Source organism: Vibrio sp. V39_P1S14PM300 (genome assembly GCF_009904765.1).
Lineage (GTDB): Bacteria > Pseudomonadota > Gammaproteobacteria > Enterobacterales > Vibrionaceae > Vibrio > Vibrio proteolyticus.
This window is the reverse complement of the sequence record NZ_WXWP01000062.1, coordinates 1-16,155: the sequence shown is the minus strand read 5'-3', so window position 1 is coordinate 16,155 and position 16,155 is coordinate 1. Positions and strand designations below refer to the sequence as shown.

17 protein-coding genes are annotated in these 16,155 nt (G+C 51.4%); 8 read left to right on the top strand and 9 right to left on the bottom strand.

What is annotated here, in order from left to right; genetic code table 11:
* Nucleotides 1-207 precede the first annotated feature (207 nt).
* The 7 genes from CAG65_RS03155 (at nt 208) to CAG65_RS03130 (ending at nt 6,531) form a co-directional block, all read left to right on the top strand.
* Entirely contained in the window at nt 208-396 is a 189-nt protein-coding gene (locus CAG65_RS03155) for a hypothetical protein (RefSeq protein WP_161452122.1), read from the top strand.
* 2 nt (nt 397-398) lie between these two features.
* Nucleotides 399-947: a FlhC family transcriptional regulator gene (locus CAG65_RS03150; protein ID WP_161452120.1), complete on the top strand. Its 549-nt coding sequence runs from the start codon at nt 399-401 to the stop codon at nt 945-947.
* 92 nt (nt 948-1,039) lie between these two features.
* Nucleotides 1,040-1,171 carry a hypothetical protein gene (locus CAG65_RS22360; protein ID WP_272926109.1) on the top strand — a complete coding sequence of 44 codons (132 nt, stop codon included), beginning with the start codon at nt 1,040-1,042 and terminating at the stop codon, nt 1,169-1,171.
* Between the two features lie 144 nt (nt 1,172-1,315).
* Nucleotides 1,316-4,102, top strand: a complete 2,787-nt coding sequence (traN, locus tag CAG65_RS03145; protein ID WP_161452118.1) for a conjugal transfer mating pair stabilization protein TraN — start codon at nt 1,316-1,318, stop codon at nt 4,100-4,102.
* Nucleotides 4,103-4,279: 177 nt separating this feature from the next.
* Nucleotides 4,280-4,519, top strand: a complete 240-nt coding sequence (locus CAG65_RS03140; RefSeq protein ID WP_161452116.1) for a helix-turn-helix transcriptional regulator — start codon at nt 4,280-4,282, stop codon at nt 4,517-4,519.
* Entirely contained in the window at nt 4,506-5,390 is an 885-nt protein-coding gene (gene trfA, locus CAG65_RS03135; protein WP_237668732.1) for a plasmid replication initiator TrfA, read from the top strand. The genes CAG65_RS03140 and trfA overlap by 14 nt, the downstream gene beginning before the upstream one ends.
* Before the next feature lie 772 nt (nt 5,391-6,162).
* Nucleotides 6,163-6,531: a helix-turn-helix domain-containing protein gene (locus CAG65_RS03130; protein ID WP_161452114.1), complete on the top strand. Its 369-nt coding sequence runs from the start codon at nt 6,163-6,165 to the stop codon at nt 6,529-6,531.
* Here the strand turns inward: CAG65_RS03130 and CAG65_RS03125 are convergent.
* The 9 genes from CAG65_RS03125 to CAG65_RS03085 all read right to left on the bottom strand — a co-directional run bounded on the left by CAG65_RS03125 (nt 6,528) and on the right by CAG65_RS03085 (nt 14,233).
* The gene (locus CAG65_RS03125; protein WP_161452124.1) at nt 6,528-7,736 is read right to left on the bottom strand and encodes a site-specific integrase; all 1,209 of its coding nucleotides are present in this window, start codon (nt 7,734-7,736) and stop codon (nt 6,528-6,530) included. The two genes, CAG65_RS03130 and CAG65_RS03125, sit on opposite strands and share 4 nt — an antisense overlap.
* Nucleotides 7,737-7,938: 202 nt before the next feature.
* A complete protein-coding gene (mnmE, locus tag CAG65_RS03120; RefSeq protein ID WP_161452112.1) occupies nt 7,939-9,300 on the bottom strand; it encodes a tRNA uridine-5-carboxymethylaminomethyl(34) synthesis GTPase MnmE in 1,362 nt (453 codons plus the stop codon).
* A gap of 116 nt (nt 9,301-9,416) precedes the next feature.
* On the bottom strand, nt 9,417-11,039 hold the full coding sequence (gene yidC / locus CAG65_RS03115) for a membrane protein insertase YidC (RefSeq protein ID WP_021707032.1): 1,623 nt from the start codon (nt 11,037-11,039) through the stop codon (nt 9,417-9,419).
* 2 nt (nt 11,040-11,041) lie between these two features.
* Complete coding sequence (gene yidD / locus CAG65_RS03110; protein ID WP_021707031.1) at nt 11,042-11,299, bottom strand: membrane protein insertion efficiency factor YidD; 258 nt, start codon at nt 11,297-11,299, stop codon at nt 11,042-11,044.
* Entirely contained in the window at nt 11,266-11,589 is a 324-nt protein-coding gene (gene rnpA / locus CAG65_RS03105) for a ribonuclease P protein component (protein WP_237668249.1), read from the bottom strand. Before rnpA ends, yidD begins: the two co-directional genes overlap by 34 nt.
* 46 nt (nt 11,590-11,635) lie before the next feature.
* On the bottom strand, nt 11,636-11,770 hold the full coding sequence (gene rpmH, locus CAG65_RS03100; RefSeq protein WP_021707029.1) for a 50S ribosomal protein L34: 135 nt from the start codon (nt 11,768-11,770) through the stop codon (nt 11,636-11,638).
* 228 nt (nt 11,771-11,998) lie between these two features.
* Nucleotides 11,999-12,736: an amino acid ABC transporter ATP-binding protein gene (locus CAG65_RS03095; protein ID WP_161452109.1), complete on the bottom strand. Its 738-nt coding sequence runs from the start codon at nt 12,734-12,736 to the stop codon at nt 11,999-12,001.
* Nucleotides 12,733-13,404, bottom strand: a complete 672-nt coding sequence (locus CAG65_RS03090; protein ID WP_161452107.1) for an amino acid ABC transporter permease — start codon at nt 13,402-13,404, stop codon at nt 12,733-12,735. The genes CAG65_RS03095 and CAG65_RS03090 overlap by 4 nt, the downstream gene beginning before the upstream one ends.
* Before the next feature lie 82 nt (nt 13,405-13,486).
* Nucleotides 13,487-14,233, bottom strand: a complete 747-nt coding sequence (locus CAG65_RS03085) for an amino acid ABC transporter substrate-binding protein (RefSeq protein WP_021707026.1) — start codon at nt 14,231-14,233, stop codon at nt 13,487-13,489.
* 457 nt (nt 14,234-14,690) lie between these two features.
* Here CAG65_RS03085 and dnaA point away from each other — a divergent pair, with 457 nt between their 5' ends.
* Entirely contained in the window at nt 14,691-16,097 is a 1,407-nt protein-coding gene (gene dnaA, locus CAG65_RS03080) for a chromosomal replication initiator protein DnaA (RefSeq protein ID WP_040903145.1), read from the top strand.
* The last annotated feature ends 58 nt before the right edge of the window (nt 16,098-16,155 follow it).

Below are 16,155 nucleotides of genomic sequence, written 5' to 3'. Positions count from 1 at the left end.
TGCCAGCACTATGCACCATCCAAATATACGTTTCATATTGAATACCTCCGGTCATTCTATGACCAATATTTCATTATTGCCTGAAATTGCAAGCCTTCAAAGTATCAAAAAATAATACTGTAAAAAAACACAGTGTTTGGTGTTGCATATATGAGGTTTCGTGATAGAAAGAAATTGAAACCTTAATTTTATCGTAGGAGATATGTGATGAAGAACACCAAGAAAAACAAACTGGTCTGGTTCGTTGCCGCCCTCTTTACCTTGTCTGTCGCGTCGCTGATTACACTGGACGGAGTGGAGCGAAGCGATTGGCTTTATATGGCAGCTCTTCCGGCGGTGATGGCGGTGCTGTGGATGCAATACCGGAAGTTGTTCGCCAACAGCAAGGAAGCCTGACAATGGAGAAAAGCACGGATTATAAATTAGGATGGCTGGGCCGATGGATAGCCGCCCGCCATATGGCTCTGGCTGGCTATATCACTAAGATCATAATGATAGAGACGGGTCTGACGTATAAACAGGTACGTAGGTTATATAAGGACATCGAAAACGATGGATACGAGCTTGAGCGCAGATCACGTACATTCCGTGGCGGGGCCACGCTTATTCACAGTCACACCTCCAAGATTCAGGCGTCACTGCTGATGCAGCTATACCGCAATATTGGTGGCGAAGACGTGATCAGATCGATTGATATCAAGTCGCTGAGCAAGGCGTTTCGCATGTATCACGCTATTCGCAAGGAAGTTCCTGGTATGAAGGGTATTCGATGGACTCCTTTCGATATCACCGATGCCTGGTGTTTAGCTTCCGAACTACGAAGCGGTGATGCGATGCTTGAAGAATGTGGTGCATGCCAATGTAATTATTTCACATCGGTAAATCAAAGAACCTGTGTGGAGTGTCCATATTGCGTTGCGGATAGAACCAAAGTTGTAGGTGCATGACAAGGTATTTTCATACCGAATTTGACGGTCGCAGATCTGCTGCTATTTTTGATATCTGATATACATCTTTTGGTTGTTACTAGAAGGAGTTAATGATGGGAATCAAGCCGGGGCCGAAACGAAAAAATGAGGATGGTAGTCCAGATAAAAGGCAAAGAGTTACGCCTGAGAAAAAGAAAGATCATCCTGATTTAAAACCCCATAAGCATAAGAAGGGCGACTAAAGAAACAAATTGGCTCCAAATTGTCTGCAGATTCATTCTCTTAAGTATTCGAATGATTTGACCAAATAGGGCAGTTTCACGTCGAAGATTTACGGTTTCTTGCACATAGCATGACTCTTATTATTTTTAATTGAGAGTCATGCTATGCAGTCGCTACTCCAGAAAATTGTGGCTTTACTACTGACGGTCACAATCTCAATGTTTCCATTTCATACTACTGGCGAACAGAATCCGGACATTTCTTCCGTTGGGAAAGAAGCTCAAGTCTTTGGTCAAGACCTCGTCAACTCGTTCAGAGCCAACTCTGGTTCGGTCCAAAACGGCGCGATCTCGATGCCGACGCTGAAAGACGGTCAATTCCAGATGAATGGCGGAAGCCAGATCAATGTGAATGACCTGTTTCCGGGAACCAGCGGCGGTGACGGCCAACCCGAGAGCTACTATTTCCCGGATGCCAACAAACCCAATGTTGACATGCTCCAGGGTATTTATGATTCCGGCGACGACATGGACGACGTGGGCAACAGCGCCAAGGGGGCTCTTTGGTCCGACGCGAATAGCGCCGATCCATCCATCTCAGGCGCCGCCTACAAAGTGCTCCTCGATGCGGCCAACCGCTCGCGTCCTGACTTCACCAATGATCCGATGCTGAACCTTAGCAAGAAGACCTACGAGGACATGGATCTGATTGCCGGAGGATTCGGAGATTGTTCCGCCGAGACAACGATCAACCAGGGAACGATTAACGCCCATATTCCGGAGTACGAACGCTGTCAGCGTGTTGTGGACCAGAGCGCAGATTGCGAGGTCGTCCACGACTACGATGCCTCGGTGGTAAAGCACTACGATGGTCCCTACAACTTGAAATCCTGTGGCGAGGGGTGTACCGAACTGTGGATTGGCCGGGTGGGCGACAACTACTGGGGTGGAAACTGCAAGATCTACGAGGAATTCACGCGGGTCCAAGTCAGTAACCCTGACGCCATCGTGTCGGCAACGCTTGAATACGCCAAGTGGGACGACTACATGCAGGTCTGGGTGGGGAAATCCGGCCAGGTAACCAAGGTCTGGCAGGGGCCGAACAACCACTTTCCGCCAGAGACAGCGGGTAAGTGCGAGCTCTCCACGAGTTGGGAGCGTAATCCGAATGTAGATGTGACCCCATACTTCAAGAACGTCAATGACGGCGATGTCGTGACATTCAAGATCAGGGTTTCTGTCACTGGCAATGGCGAGGGGTTTGGCCGTATCAGAATCCACTACGACCCGGCCAAAGCCATCACCAAGGATGAATGGTCTCCGCAAAGCTGTATGGACTCGGCCAAAGGCGTCATCGACGGTTTCGCAGAGGGCGAGATTGCCTGCATTGACGACCCGACTGATGCAAGCGGCTGCACCGTTATCAACGGCATCAAAATCTGCGAATCCCAGCTCAAACCGTCACCGCTATCTGGTATTCCAAAGCTCTGCAAGAAAGCCCGAGTCAAAGCTGATTACGATTTCTATAAGGGGCAGATGGAATGCTGGACCGATCCCCAGGGTGAGACCCATTGCCCGGTCAACTCGGGCGGTAATCTCAATAGCTGTACCGAATTCGAGAAGAACCCGCAGTGCGGATTTATCAGTTCCAAGTGCGTGGATGGGGCCGAGGGCGCATCCGGCACCTGCTACGTGCATGAAGATACCTATGACTGCGGTAGCGATGTCGCGGTCCCGACACTGGAGAAGGAAACCGAATACCAGTGCGGTGGACCCATCCGCTGCATGGGAGACGATTGTCTTGACGTGACAAAGACCCAGAGCACGGACTTCGCACGCGCCACGGCACTGCTCAACGCGGCTCAGTTCATGACCCAGGACATGAGTTGCACCGGGCTGGACGGCGATAAAAATCCCACCGGCGATGAGAACGTTATTTGTTCCGCCTTTGCCGGTGAAGCCGGCGAGTGCAAGATCGCCGTGGGCGGGGTGTCGGATTGCTGCGAGAAGCCATCCAATATCTCGCTGGCCGACTACCTGAACCTGATTATGGCCGTGCCAAAGCTCGACGGTGCCATCATGGCGCTTGGGTCGGAAGCCAACCCATCGGCGATCAAAGGCGCCTACCAGATCCTCCGGGAGCCGGTATTGGAAGGCTGGACGGAGGCTACCAAGCCCTTCGCCAGTTACATCGAAAATATGTCTGGCGCGGTCGATTCCTTCTATCAACCCGTGGAGCAATTCGTTGACGAACTGATTGACCAGTTAACGGAACAAGTCAAAGAGGTCATGGCCGATGTCATGCAGTCCCTCGGGCAGGATGCCGCCACTCAAGAGGCCGCTGCCGGAGGTGCAGGGAAATTGGCCCAGGAAGGCTTGATGGAAAGCGCCGCAACATGGTTGAGCACCGCCATGACTATCTACACGGTCTATGTCGTATCCATGGTCATGATCCAAATGATTTGGAAGTGCGAGGAGGAAGAGTTCACGATGAACGCTAAGAGGGCGCTCAAGAACTGCTCCTATGTGGGCTCTTACTGCAAGTCCAAGGTGCTCGGAGCTTGTGTCGAGAAACGCGAGGCTTACTGCTGCTTCAATTCACCGTTGTCCCGCATTGTCCAGGAGCAGGTTCGTCCTCAGCTAGGTATGGACTTCGGGAACGCCGCGAATCCCCAATGCGGCGGTATTCCGCTGGATAAGATCGCAGAGATTGACTGGAGCAAGGTCAACCTGGACGAGTGGCTTGGGATTCTGCAACAGAACGGCAAGTTTCCGGACCCGAGCTCGCTAAACCTCGACAGCCTGACCGGAGCCGGTAGCGACTTCAACATTGACGGTAGCCGTAAGAACGCCCAGGAAAGGACACTGGAACGCTTGAACGGCGTCGACGTAGATAAGACGCGGCGCGACTTGGCGTCCGAGATCTTCCCGGACTGGGGCGGATCGAATTGAGATCCACCCCGTTAAAGCCAGCATCATGCTGGCTTTAATCATTGATGAAAACTTTCACATGTGAAAGTTCTCTCGTGATTCTCGTTCTTTGCGCCCGAAAAGGGCACTTCCAGAGGTGAGGTTTTTAGACGCCATCCAGCAAAATTACCCCTGTGATCAAATTCATCAGGGGAACCTATGCAGCAGACAATCCAAATCGAAAGTGACACTGGTCACGGGCATCTACAGCTTCTGTCAGTGTACGAAGTAACGGCTCTACTGAAGATTTCCGCGCCAACGCTTCAACGAATCCGGGCCAACGATCCAACTTTTCCCCGGCCCTATCGTCTGGCTGGAGAGCGGACACTGCGCTATCGGGTCGACCAACTTGAATCCTGGCTGGCGTCTCGTCTGGTTGAGTCTGATGAAGCCTGCTAGTCGATATATGGAGGGCAATAAAAAGCGCCGCAAGCCAGCCGCCGAAGTGCTGGCTGCGAGAGTGGATGAAGCGAAGCAGGCGGCTCTACTTCAACACACGAAGCAGGAGATAAAAGACCTGCAACTCTCGCTATTCGACATTGCTCCCTGGTCCGACAATATGCGGGTCATGCCGAACGACTACGCTCGATCGGCGCTGTTCACTGTGCGCAACAAGCGCACTCCCCGTGCGGCCTTGCAGAACCACCCCATTTACCATGTCAACAAAGACGTGAATATAACCTATACAGGTGTTGAGCTGCGCGCTCAGGACGACGAACTGGTTTGGCAGCAGGTACTGGAATATTCCAAACGGTCGCCATTGGGCGAGCCAATTACTTTCACGTTCTACAGACTTTGCCAGGATTTGGGTTGGTCGATCAACAAAGCCTATTACACCAAGGCCGAAGAATGCTTGTCTCGCCTCCAGGCGTCTGCAATGGCCTTTTCCTCCGCGCGGATCGGCCGCCTCGAATCGCTGTCGCTTATCCATCGATTCCGCGTCTTGGATCGAGGCAAGAAAACATCTCTATGCCAGGTTGAAATCGACGAAGAGATCGTCGTGCTCTTCGCTGGCGATCACTATTCGAAATTCGTCTGGGAAAAGTACCGCAAGCTGTCGCCCACAGCCCGGCGGATGTTCGACTACTTCGCATCCCACAAAGAGCCCTATCCGCTTAAGCTGGAGACCTTTCGGTTGATGTGCGGCTCAGAATCAACTCGACCCAAAAAGTGGCGCGAACAGGTTGGTGCGGCCTGTGACGAGCTGTGCGAGAACGACATGGTGTCAAGTGCCTGGGTTCATAATGACTTGGTGCACTGCAAGCGGTGACTCTGGGTTTCAACACCACCTCTTGTCCTTTCTGCCCTCCAATTATTCTTCTGCGCTCACTACAAAACGCCCTGGACGACCGACAAGCCTGTGCATAAGTCCTGAATTATCTCTGGGAGATCCGGCCCAATACTGATAAGTGGGGGGCCTTCATTGACATTTGAGGGGCAACCCCCTCGGCAAGCTACTGATAAATGAGGGGCGCGTTGCTATTTTGGCTGTTTCCGAGCCGCGACAGCGCGGTAAAACGGCAGCGCAACCGCGAGTTATTCACTATTGCTGTGGGCAAGCCTGTTGGAAACCCAGCCGGACTACTGACATTTGAGGGGCAACGCTATTGATATTTGAGGGGCGCTATTATTGACATTTGAGGGGCCAACTATTGACATTTGACGGGCACCTTATTGACATATGAAGGGCAGGTGTTTTCATTTTTATATTTCAAAATCAAGTCATTAAATGACATTCCACACCCCCTATAACCTTATCTTTAACCTCTTATTTAACCTTTTCTATAAACCAATATTTATTTTAACCATCTTGATTAAAAAACAACCAAGCATTATCTGCGAGGTCTACACCGCTAGAGTCTAACCATCAGGCCCTCCATGTGCTTTTGCGTGACAAAACCGCAGAACTCAAGACGGTGGTCCTCAGAGAGTAGCAATACCGCTCAATTTGTCCAAAAAGGGCAATTCCAGAGCGGAGGTTTCCACCACGCCACTCATAAACTGCACTTATTGACAGAGAGGACGAACGAAGCAGGTACGTGATGACAACACAAGAAAACGAACTGTTACAAAACTTGAGAAGTGAGATGGCAGAGATAAAAATGCTGCTAGCTCAGGTTGTTGAGAATGCAGGGAGTGATGGTAGCAAGTCGAACTTACCACCGTCTGATAAAGAGTATCTGACTGTCGATGAGGCGGCGGCTTACATTGGGGCAAAACGCTCCTACATCTACCGTTTGACTCATGAAAAACGAGTGCCGTTTACTAAACCGGGAGGGAATAGAGTGCTAATTAAACGATCAGACCTTCAGGCGTGGCTTGAAACGAACAGAGTGAAGTCCCAAGATGAAATGCATCAAGATGTTGCAGCCTATATTACAGGCTCTCGCCGTGGCCGCAGAGCATCCTAAGGGGTTGCTTGCTGGCCACAGTGAGGACAGCAAGTTCCAGGTTCTTTTGCTTTATCTTCAAAAATATCTGGAAAGCCTCTCATTGCTGTTACTCTGCGGCTTTCGAGAATATCAGCATAAATTTCAGTTGTTCTTAGCTCTGAGTGTCCAAGAAGCCGAGAGAGAGAATAAATATCAACACCACGGTTAAGCTGGGCCACAGCAAATGTATGTCTGCCTACGTGGAAAGTAACATGTTTTTGAACGCCTGCTAGCATTGCCCAGTGTAGTAAAGCCACGTTGGTGTAACTGCTATATTTCAACCCTTTAAAGACTCGCTCGGCTTTATCTTTGCGCTCTCCCATGAGCTTGACTGCTGAGTCTGGTAGATCCAAATAGACTAAGCTGTTTCCGGCATTCAGTAATTTAGTCTGCTTGAAAATAATTCTGTAGTGTCCATCCTGAAACTCTTCTATTTCTTTCCATGTAAGCTTCTGAATATCGCTCCATCTCAAGCCGGTTGTGCAACTAAAAAGAAATGCCCGTTTAAGAACGTCATAGCGACATTTCGCCTTTGTCATCGCCCGAACTTCATCCAGAGTGAGGTAGGTTCGTTGGGTATTTTCTGCTTTGACACTTTTTACTCGCTGGACTGGGTTATCCCTTATGATGCCTTCTCGGTATGCTTCATTTAGGGCGGCTCTGACTTTGTTGAAATAGCTCGAGGCAGTGTTTTTGGCAAGTTTGGATTTAGATTTCGTTAGAGGTTCTTCCAGCAGATATTTCCTAAACCCTTCCAAGAATTTTTTATCAATTTCCTCAAAAGTAAGTTCCGCTCTCCCATGGTAGCTTCGAAGATGTTTGCCCGCTGAAACCCAAATCGAATAGTTTGAGGTGCTTCCTGACTCCTTGGTGGAAGTCAATCTGTCGTAGTACTCGTAAAAGCTCGAAGCAAGCTTTACCCGATCTTCAAGTTGGAACTTGTTGGCGTGAGATTCAACCAGTCTGGCTGAACGCGCAGCTTCGGCCTGACGCAACATTTCTTTATTGTGTTGGCGTTCTGATTGAGTCTTTGGGTTCTGGTAGACATAGAGCTCTAACGGCTCGTAGTCGCGCTTTGGTCTTTTCTTGCCATCCTCCCCTTCAACAACACCGTAATAGTACACCAGTCTAAGTTGCTGAAGCCCTTTCGAGTTAGGATTACGCTTGTTTACTGACACCTTCATCATTGCTCCTCTTTGCTCCCATTGCTCCAAAATTCTAACCTGGGAGTAAATAGGGATCAATTTTTAGCAAAGCGGAGTAAAAGTATGTGAAATACAGTAAAACCGCTTCGCAATCAAAAATAAATAATTGTCATTAAAAACAATTACTTAATTTGATATGTTTTGAAGGGTTTTACCACGTTTCTCTTATTGATGAGTTACTTCACTTCCCGATACAAAATGATGAGAAGATACGCCCCAACAGATCATCCGAGCTGAACTCTCCGGTGATCTCGTTGAGGTGCTGCTGGGCGATGCGCAGCTCTTCGGCAAGAATTTCCCCGGCCATGTAACCTTCCAGTTGCTGCTGACCGATGTCAAGATGCTGGGCGGCACGCTCCAGAGCGTCTAAATGACGACGGCGGGCCATAAAGCCTCCCTCGCTGTTGCCGGCAAAGCCCATGCATGCTTTGAGGTGGGCACGCAATGCGTCGACACCGGCGCCAGTTTTGGCCGACAAGCGGATCAGGGTCGGATGATTGACGTGGCAGATCCCCAGCTCTTCACTGGTTTGATCGGCTTTATTGCGGATCACGGTCATTCCGATGCTGTCGGGCAGACGATCAACAAAGTCGGGCCAGATCGCTTTCGGGTCCGTGGCGTCGGTGGTGGTGCCGTCCACCATAAACAATACCCGATCCGCCTGAGCTATTTCATCCCAGGCGCGCTCGATGCCGATTTTTTCCACTTCATCAGACGCATCACGCAGGCCGGCGGTGTCGATGATGTGCAAAGGCATGCCGTCGATGTGGATATGCTCACGTAATACGTCACGCGTGGTGCCGGCAATGTCGGTGACAATCGCAGACTCTTTGCCGGACAAGGCGTTGAGCAGGCTGGATTTGCCTGCGTTTGGCCGGCCGGCGATGACCACTTTCATCCCTTCACGCATGATCGCACCCTGGTTGGCTTCACGGCGTACCTCGGCAAGGTTATCTATAATGGTCTGTAAATCGGAGGCCACTTTGCCGTCGGCGAGAAAGTCGATCTCCTCTTCGGGAAAATCAATCGCGGCTTCGACGTAGATGCGCAAGTGGATCAGCGATTCCACCAGCGTGTGGATGCGGCGTGAGAACTGACCCTGCAGGGATTGCAGCGCGGACTTGGCGGCTTCTTCCGAGCTGGCGTCAATCAGATCGGCAATGGCTTCCGCCTGCGTCAGGTCCATTTTGTCGTTCAGAAATGCCCGCTCGGAGAACTCCCCTGGCCGGGCCGGACGGACGCCGTCGATGTCGAGAATGCGTTTGATCAGCATGTCCATGACCACCGGGCCACCGTGGCCCTGCAGCTCCAGCACATCTTCACCGGTGAACGAATGGGGATTAGGAAAGAACAGGGCAATGCCCTGGTCTAACTGGCTGCCGTCACTGGCGGTGAAGGGCAGGTATTCGGCATAACGTGGCTTCAGAGTACGGCCTGTCACGGTTTCGGCGACCAGTGCCGCCTTAGGGCCGGACACACGGATAATGCCGACACCGCCACGACCGGGCGCGGTTGCCTGAGCGACTATGGTGTCTGTTGTCATATTGTAGCCTTTCGAGCTGGGACCGCCGGGGCGATCGAAAATTCAGTTAGCTGAATTGTAATCAGCAGCAAACAAAAAGGCGACCCTTTGGTCGCCTTTGTCGGTGTGTGTCGGGCTTACTTGGAGTGCAAGCCTTTCTTCTCCAGTGCTTTGTAAATCAGCGTTTGCTGGATCAGAGTGACCACGTTCGATACCAACCAGTACAGAACCAGGCCTGACGGGAAGAACAGGAAGAAGAAGGTGAACATGACCGGCATGAACATCATGATCTTCTGTTGCATCGGATCCGTGACTGTAGTCGGGCTCATTTTCTGGATCATGAACATCGACGCACCCATCAGCAGCGGCAGAATGTAGTACGGGTCCTGTGCAGACAGGTCGTGAATCCAACCGAAGAATGGTGAGTGGCGCAGTTCAACCGACTCCATCAGTGACCAGTACAGGGCGATGAAGATAGGCATTTGCAGCACAATCGGCAGACAGCCACCCAGCGGGTTCACTTTCTCTTTCTTGTACAGCTCCATCATTTCCTGACTCATGCGCTGACGATCATCACCGATGCGCTCACGCATGGCCTGCAGTTTAGGTTGCAGCATGCGCATTTTCGCCATGGAAGTGTACTGCGCTTTGGTCAGCGGGTACATCGCACCACGGACGATAAAGGTCAGACAGATGATCGCCACACCCCAGTTGCTAACAAAGCCCTGGATGAACGACAGCAGCATGTGCAATGGTTTCGCGATGAACCACAGCCAGCCGTAATCTACCACCAGATCCAGGTTGTCCGCTGTAGCGGCCATTTGGTCCTGAAGTTTCGGACCAGCCCACAGCGTAGCTTCGAAGTGGGCGCTGTCGCCGTTGGCGATGGTTTTGTTCGGCATGCGAACGCCGATGTCGCCCAGATTACCGATCACGCGAGTGTACAGGTTGGTGCCAGGTTCGTTGCGTGGGATCCACGCGGCAGCAAAGTAGTGCTGAATCATGGCCGCCCAGCCCTGACCGTCAGTCAGGTTGATCTGCAGGTTGCGATCCTGCATGTCGTCAAAGCTGTATTTTTTGTAGCGGGTATCTTCGGTGGAATACGCACCACCACGGTAGGTTGGCATCGTGATGCTGCCACCAGAATCCAGCAGGTTCTGACGCAGATGCGCGTACATGCCAACGGTGGCGTTATTGCCTGAGTTGTTCACGACGTCGTAATCGACATTGATCGCGTAACTGCCACGCGTCAGCGTGAACGTTTTGGTGTACGTGATGCCGTTCGCGGTGTAGGTCATCGGGATACGCAGTTCGTCCTGACCGTCTTGCAGGGTAAAGCTGTCTGCGTCAACGCTGTAGTTGGGACGATTGCTGCTGCTCAGATCAACCCCCTGTGGACCCACCAGACCGCTTTGCGCGATAAACTGATGTCCCTGAGTGTTTTTCAGCAGCACGAACGGGTCTTTGGAGTCCAGCTCGGCAGAGTATTGGTTCAGATCCGCGTTGACCACATCGCCACCCTGAGTGTCGATTGACAGAGTCAATACGTCAGTCGTCACGGTAATCGTCTTCGCTGATGCCTGCTGGGCCGATGGTGCTGGGTCAAACTCATCACCGGTTGACGGGGCAGGTAAGGTACTGCTTGATTGTGCCTGCTCAACCGCTTGAGGAGCCGGATTCTTTGCTACTTGCCACTGCTGGAAAAGTAGAAAAGAGACCAACGCCAGTGCGATTAACAGGATATTACGTTGAGAATCCATCGTTATTTATCTCTGTCATGTTTCTGGACGGGTGGAACGGGGTCGAACCCCCCTTCGTTCAAAGGGTGGCATTTTAATAGACGTTTGCTTGATAACCAACACCCTTTTACAAAACCGTGAGCTTTCAGGGCTTCTATGGCGTAAGTTGAGCAGGTGGGGGTGAATCGACACCTTGGCCCCAGGAGCGGACTAATGAGCCCCTGGTAAAGACGGACAAGTCCGATCCCTAGCCACGCGAAGGGCGAGACAGGCGATGCCATAACTTATCAAACAATTGGAACAATTCATCATTGCTTAAATCTTGGGCGCTTTTTTTAGCAATCACAACAAAATCTTTGTTCGGAAGCTGATGTTGTTTGTTACGAAAGCTTTCTCTGGCCAGACGCTTGAACCGGTTACGGCCAACGGCAGTTTTGATTTGCTTTTTGGGAACGGCTAAGCCTAAACGAGGATGAGAAAGGTTATTATTGCGAGCAATGATGGTGAAATGAGGTGAACCAGCACGATGCGCTTGCTGGAAGACATTTTGATAATGCTCGGGAGTTAGCAGACGTAACTCCCGATTGAACGCGTACGTATTCAAAATAAGCTAGTGATTATTTTGACAGGCGCTTACGGCCTTTTGCACGACGTGCGTTGATTACTTTACGACCGTTCTTAGTTGCCATGCGAGCACGGAAGCCGTGAGTACGCTTGCGCTTTAGAACTGTAGGTTGAAAAGTGCGTTTCATGATAATTACCTTTACTGATCAGTAGTTTTAGGTCAATGTTAACCCGGCGTGGGTTGTATTGCTCTCTTTACTATAGAAAAGAGAAGCACCGACGCCTCTCAACAAAGAGGCGGAATTGTAATCACACTCACCTTAGCTGTCAATCACTGCGGCAGTATGAATTCCGGCCGGGCGATTATACGGAGTGTGATTAAAATCTCAAGGATCTTGGGATCTTTTGGCCGATCTTTATTCGGCGCCAACCTGACGCAGAAACTTCTGCAGGCGAGGATCCTGTGGATTGTTGAAGATATCCTGTGGAGATCCCTGTTCCACTATCTTCCCCTCGGCCATAAAGATCACCCGATCAGCCACTTCACGGGCAAACTGCATTTCGTGCGTCACCACCAGCATGGTCTGGTGCTGCGTCGCCAGGCGCTTCATCAGCGCGAGGACTTCGCCGACCCATTCCGGATCGAGAGCCGAGGTGGGTTCATCAAACAGCAGCAATTCCGGTTGCAACGCCATCGCCCGGCCAATGCCGACCCGTTGTTGCTGACCGCCCGACAGGGAAGCCGGATATTGATCACCCTTGTCTCCCAGACCGATGTCATCGAGGATTTGTTGCGCCCGGGTCAGTGCCTGGTCTTTTTTCCAGCCGCGCACGGTGAGCAGGCCCTCGGCAATGTTCTGGCGCGCAGTCAGGTGAGCAAACAGTGCGTAATTCTGGAACACAAAGCCGGTTTTGCGTCGCAGCGCCAGAACATCCGATTTGCTGTGCTGGCGAGCATTGACGCTGACATCATCAATGGTGATCTGGCCCTCATCGGCTTGCTCGAGAAAGTTCACGCAGCGCAGCAGCGTCGATTTGCCGGTGCCGCTTGAGCCGATAATCACGATGATCTCGCCTTGCTGGATGTCAAGATCGATGCCTTTCAGTACTTCGCTGTCGTCAAAGCGTTTATGGATATTGGTCAGTTTGATCATCGTACGTATGCCTTATTCAGTTTGGTTTCCGCCCAGATCTGGACGCGGGTCAGAACCAAAACCACGCCCCAGTAAATCAGTGCGACCGCCAGGAACGCTTCAAAGAAACGAAAACTGGATGAGGCTTCCATTTGCGCTTTGGCCATGATTTCTGCCACGCCGAGAGTGAAAGCCAGCGAGGTGGATTTGATCATGTCGATGAAGTAATTCATCAGCGACGGCAGCGCCACGCGGGTTGCCTGTGGCAGGATGATCCGGCGCATCGCTTGTGGTGTGGTCATACCGACCGACAAACTGGCTTCCATCTGGCTGCGGTCAATGCCGATGATCGCGGCGCGTATGCTTTCTGCCATGTAAGCGGCAAAATGGAGCGTCAGGCCGATCACCGCCGCAGAGAAGGCATCCAGTCCGACCATCACCGGAAAGATTTGTGGCAAGCCATAATAAAGCAGGAACAGCTGAACCAACAACGGCGTGCCGCGGAAGAAACTGATGTAAAGCTGGCTGAGCTGATCCAGCACCGGCAGACGAAACACACGAATGTTGGCCAGCACAACGGACAGAATCAGCGAAAACAGCAATCCCCAGATCGCCATTTCCATGGTGGTGCCGAGATACTTGAGCAGTATCGGCATTAACTCCAGCATGTAGTTAAAGTCAAAACCCATAAGTTACCTTACATCAGAAAAGAAAGGGTGGAATTGACCATTCCACCCTCGAAAATACAGTTGATTTGTTCTGGTGCGACGGTTATTTGGTAATGTCGGCACCGAACCATTTTTCAGAGATCTGCGCAAGCGTACCATCTTCACGCATCGATTTCAGAGCCTGATTGACTTCAGACTGCAATTGACGGCCTTTTTCGTTGTTCAGGAATGGCCAGGCGTTCTCGATGGTCTCAAACGGTTGACCCGCCAGTTGCAGCGGCAGACCGGTTTTTTTGATCAGTTCCAGCGCCGACAAGCGATCCATCACGAAGGCATCAGCACGGCCGAGTGCGACGTCGTGTTCGATACCGGTATCGTACGTTTTCACGTTGATTTTACCGTCTTTGTCGTAGCTGCGCAGCAGTTGTTCGAAGTTCGAACCCAGATTCACGGCCACGGTTTTACCGGCCAGGTCATCCACACCCTTGATGGTGTCGTTGCCTTTACGGACGGTGATTTGCGCACCGTCGATGACGTACGGATCCGCAAACAGATACTTGGCCTTGCGCTCATCAGTGATAGTGATTTGGTTTGAAATGGTGTCGATGCGGCCGGTTTCAAGTAATCCGAACAAACCCGAGAAGTTTGCGGTGACGTATTCTACTTTATAGTCGTTGCGTTTACCGATTTCGTCCCACACGTCCACTTCAAAGCCCTGCAGTTTATCCTGCTTGACGAACGTGAACGGGAAGTAGCGGCCAGACATGCCCACTTTGATTTCGGTTGCGGCCTGCACAGTGGCTGCAGACAGAGCGACGGCTGCAACGGCAGCTTTAATCCAGGTTTTCATAATACAACTCCATATATTTGTAGAGGGAAATACTACTGTTACTTTGCTTAGTTAGATAAATAACCAAGTGCAATAAACTAGAGCAGTGTGTAATAAGTTGAAGGTTATGGTCAGGTTATACACAGCCTAGTCTATCCTGGGCGATTTTCGTGCCAGGCCGATGTGAGCCAGTGCTCAAAGGCACAAAATGATCCGGATCGCTCAGGGTGTGGAGAAAAAGATTCACAGAGTTATCACCAGATTGAAGATCACCGGATCCCGTGAAAAAAAAGCCAAATGTGGATCAAAATGTGAGTAATTTTGGGACGGTTTGTGTGGATCCGGCCAAATTGCGGTAAATAATTGTGTATAAGTACGATCTTATTCACTGGATCGTCGATCAATCGCTGGCGATCTTGGTTATCAACAGGTAACATTGTCGTCTTTTCCGATCATCTAAGTTTCGAGTGGGGGCATCGTGTCATCTTCGCTATGGTTGCAGTGCATGCAACAGCTTCAAGAAGAGCTACCAGCTACAGAATTCAGTATGTGGGTTCGACCGTTACAAGCAGAGCTCAATGACAATACTCTCACTTTGTTCGCTCCGAACCGGTTCGTGCTCGACTGGGTTCGGGATAAGTACCTGAACAACATTAATCGTCTGCTGCAGGAATACTGTGGCAGCGACATTCCGAGCCTGCGCTTTGAAGTTGGCAGCCGCCGGGTGGTTGCGCCCAAACCGGCCCCGATCCGCACGCCCGCCGACGTGGCAGCAGAGTCGTCTGCGCCGGCCCAGTTGCAGGCACGCAAGCCGATCCACAAAACCTGGGACGACGATGCGGCCAGCGCGCCGGAAATCACTTACCGTTCCAACATGAACCCGAAACACAAGTTCAACAACTTTGTGGAAGGTAAATCAAACCAGCTTGGTCTGGCCGCGGCCCGTCAGGTTTCAGACAACCCGGGTGCAGCGTACAACCCATTGTTCCTCTATGGCGGGACCGGTCTGGGTAAAACCCACTTGCTGCATGCCGTCGGCAACGCCATCGTCGATAACAATCCGAACGCCAAAGTGGTGTACATGCACTCGGAGCGTTTTGTGCAGGACATGGTCAAAGCCCTGCAAAATAACGCGATTGAAGAGTTCAAACGTTACTACCGCAGTGTGGATGCGCTGCTGATCGATGACATTCAGTTTTTCGCCAATAAAGAGCGCTCTCAGGAAGAGTTTTTCCATACCTTCAACGCGCTGCTGGAAGGCAATCAACAGATCATTCTCACCTCAGACCGTTATCCGAAAGAGATCAACGGGGTGGAAGATCGCCTGAAATCCCGCTTTGGCTGGGGGCTGACGGTGGCGATTGAGCCGCCAGAGCTGGAAACTCGCGTCGCGATCCTGATGAAAAAAGCCGAAGATCACCAGATTCATCTGGCCGATGAAGTGGCGTTTTTCATCGCCAAACGTCTGCGCTCGAACGTGCGTGAGCTGGAAGGGGCGCTGAACCGAGTGATCGCTAACGCCAACTTTACCGGCCGTCCGATCACCATTGATTTCGTGCGAGAAGCGCTGCGGGATTTGCTGGCGCTGCAGGAAAAGCTGGTGACGATCGACAACATTCAGAAGACGGTCGCAGAGTACTACAAGATTAAAGTCGCCGATCTGCTGTCGAAGCGTCGTTCTCGCTCGGTTGCCCGCCCGCGTCAGCTGGCGATGGCGCTGGCCAAAGAGCTCACCAACCACAGTCTGCCGGAAATCGGTGATGCGTTTGGCGGCCGTGACCACACGACGGTGCTACACGCCTGCCGTAAGATTGAGCAGTTGCGTGAAGAGAGCCACGACATCAAAGAAGATTATTCGAACCTGATCCGAACGCTGTCTTCGTAATCGGGCGAGATCGCACTATTCTTATCGCTGATAATAAAAACCGGCACATGCCATACAC

What these genes read in the sequence shown, in the direction of transcription:
- CAG65_RS03090 (WP_161452107.1), bottom strand. Translation starts at nt 13,404, where the DNA reads ATGGGTTTTGACTTTAACTACATGCTGGAGTTAATGCCGATACTGCTC.
- CAG65_RS03130 (WP_161452114.1), top strand. Translation starts at nt 6,163, where the DNA reads ATGACAACACAAGAAAACGAACTGTTACAAAACTTGAGAAGTGAGATG.
- yidC (WP_021707032.1), bottom strand. Translation starts at nt 11,039, where the DNA reads ATGGATTCTCAACGTAATATCCTGTTAATCGCACTGGCGTTGGTCTCT.
- CAG65_RS03150 (WP_161452120.1), top strand. Translation starts at nt 399, where the DNA reads ATGGAGAAAAGCACGGATTATAAATTAGGATGGCTGGGCCGATGGATA.
- CAG65_RS03140 (WP_161452116.1), top strand. Translation starts at nt 4,280, where the DNA reads ATGCAGCAGACAATCCAAATCGAAAGTGACACTGGTCACGGGCATCTA.
- CAG65_RS22360 (WP_272926109.1), top strand. Translation starts at nt 1,040, where the DNA reads ATGATGGGAATCAAGCCGGGGCCGAAACGAAAAAATGAGGATGGTAGT.
- yidD (WP_021707031.1), bottom strand. Translation starts at nt 11,299, where the DNA reads ATGGCATCGCCTGTCTCGCCCTTCGCGTGGCTAGGGATCGGACTTGTC.
- CAG65_RS03125 (WP_161452124.1), bottom strand. Translation starts at nt 7,736, where the DNA reads ATGAAGGTGTCAGTAAACAAGCGTAATCCTAACTCGAAAGGGCTTCAG.
- CAG65_RS03155 (WP_161452122.1), top strand. Translation starts at nt 208, where the DNA reads ATGAAGAACACCAAGAAAAACAAACTGGTCTGGTTCGTTGCCGCCCTC.
- rpmH (WP_021707029.1), bottom strand. Translation starts at nt 11,770, where the DNA reads ATGAAACGCACTTTTCAACCTACAGTTCTAAAGCGCAAGCGTACTCAC.
- CAG65_RS03095 (WP_161452109.1), bottom strand. Translation starts at nt 12,736, where the DNA reads ATGATCAAACTGACCAATATCCATAAACGCTTTGACGACAGCGAAGTA.
- CAG65_RS03085 (WP_021707026.1), bottom strand. Translation starts at nt 14,233, where the DNA reads ATGAAAACCTGGATTAAAGCTGCCGTTGCAGCCGTCGCTCTGTCTGCA.
- trfA (WP_237668732.1), top strand. Translation starts at nt 4,506, where the DNA reads ATGAAGCCTGCTAGTCGATATATGGAGGGCAATAAAAAGCGCCGCAAG.
- traN (WP_161452118.1), top strand. Translation starts at nt 1,316, where the DNA reads ATGCAGTCGCTACTCCAGAAAATTGTGGCTTTACTACTGACGGTCACA.
- mnmE (WP_161452112.1), bottom strand. Translation starts at nt 9,300, where the DNA reads ATGACAACAGACACCATAGTCGCTCAGGCAACCGCGCCCGGTCGTGGC.